This is a genomic window from Streptomyces sp. BR123 (assembly GCF_013401435.1).
In the GTDB taxonomy this organism is placed as follows: Bacteria; Actinomycetota; Actinomycetes; order Streptomycetales; family Streptomycetaceae; genus Streptomyces.
Genome location: NZ_JACBGN010000593.1, coordinates 1 through 1,446 on the forward strand (window position 1 = coordinate 1; position 1,446 = coordinate 1,446).

Annotated in this window: 1 protein-coding gene and 1 pseudogene; one reads left to right on the top strand and one right to left on the bottom strand. The window is 73.4% G+C overall.

The genetic code is table 11. The features are described from left to right. Nucleotides 1-63 precede the first annotated feature (63 nt). Nucleotides 64-1,086, top strand: coding sequence for a YdcF family protein (locus HYE82_RS36510; protein ID WP_179178517.1), 1,023 nt, complete (start codon nucleotides 64-66; stop codon nucleotides 1,084-1,086). A 127-nt stretch (nucleotides 1,087-1,213) separates the two neighbouring features. Here the strand turns inward: HYE82_RS36510 and HYE82_RS37415 are convergent. Then, nucleotides 1,214-1,446, bottom strand: a pseudogene (locus tag HYE82_RS37415) (S1 family peptidase); the annotation flags it as partial.

Genomic DNA, 1,446 nt, shown 5'->3' on the forward strand with positions numbered 1-1,446 from the left:
CCCCGGGGCGGGTCCTCCTCGGGGCTGATCTGCGCGGGGCGAGCAGCCCCTAGGCTGAACCGCATGATCGCTTTCGCGCCGGCCGCCGTGCTGCTGCTGCTGTTCCTGGTGAGCATGTGGAAGGACCGCCGGCGCTTCCGCAATGCTGTCCTGCTGGGGCTGACCCTCATATGGGCCTCGATCGGGGTGCTGTTCCTGATCCCGTCGCTGCCGCCGGTGGCGGCGATCGCCGCGGTGGCGCTGGTCCTGCTGGTGCCGGCGCTGGGCACGCTCGTGCTCGGCGTGTTCCTCGTGCGCAACGGCATCACCATGCTCCGCAAGGAGGGCCGCCGCCCCGCCAACCTGCTGTCGCTGGCCGCCGGGCTGGGCATCTTCGGGCTGATCGCGCTGATCGCCTACACCGGCGACCGGGGCTCGCCGGCGATGGACGCGGCCGTGGGCGGGCTGGTGCTGCTGGTCGGCTACGTCTCCTTCCTTTTCGCGTGCTTCCTCGCGTACGCCTTCCTGTACGGGCGGACGCACGTGCGCAGCGAGGTGGACTACGTGGTGGTGCTGGGCTCCGGTCTGATCGGCGGCGAGCGGGTGCCCCCGCTGCTGGCCTCGCGTCTGGAGAAGGGCCGGCGGATCCAGGCCGCGCAGGCCACGCAGGCGGCGCGGGGCGGCGGGAGGGTGCCGCTGCTGCTGGTCTCGGGCGGGCAGGGCCCGGACGAGAAGCTGTCGGAGGCGCGGGCGATGGCCGACTGGCTGATCGAGCAGGGCGTGGCGCCGGAGCTGATCCGGCTGGAGGACCGCTCCCGGACGACGGACGAGAACCTCGCCTTCAGCCGGGCGGTGATGGAGGAGGAGGCCGGGCCGGACTACCGGTGCGTGGTCGTCACCAACAACTTCCACGCCTTCCGTGCCGCGATGACGGCCCGCAAGGCCGGGGTGAACGGGCAGGTCGTGGGCTCGCCGACGGCCCGTTATTTCTGGCCGAGCGCCACCATCCGCGAGTTCGTCGCCGTGTTCTGGGAGCACCGGCTGGTCAACCTGGTGGTCTGCGGGGCGATCGTCGTGGCGACGGGGGTCGCGGCGCTCGTCGCGTAGCGCCGCCGCCCCCGTGCGTCAGCAGGCGTCGTACCGGCCGAGCCGGTCGACGATGCAGTGGGCTTCCCGGCTGCTCCGGTTCCGGAAGGTGGGCCGCGGCGGCATCGGCGGCCGGCCGTTTTGCGATGTGGCCGGCGGTGGCGAAGCCCTGGGTGGTGCCGGGGGTGACCGGGAAGCCGACGGAGCAGCGGCCGCTGCCGATGTGGTACGCCTCGCCGCCCCGCAGCTCGTACACAGCTCGTACAGCGGGCGTGGGGCCTCTGCCGTGGCGACCACGGTGACCAGGGAGGCGTCGGTCCCGGTGGCGGCGAGCAGCTCGGGCGGGGCGGCGGCGGTGGGCAGGGCCTGTGCCACGGTGGG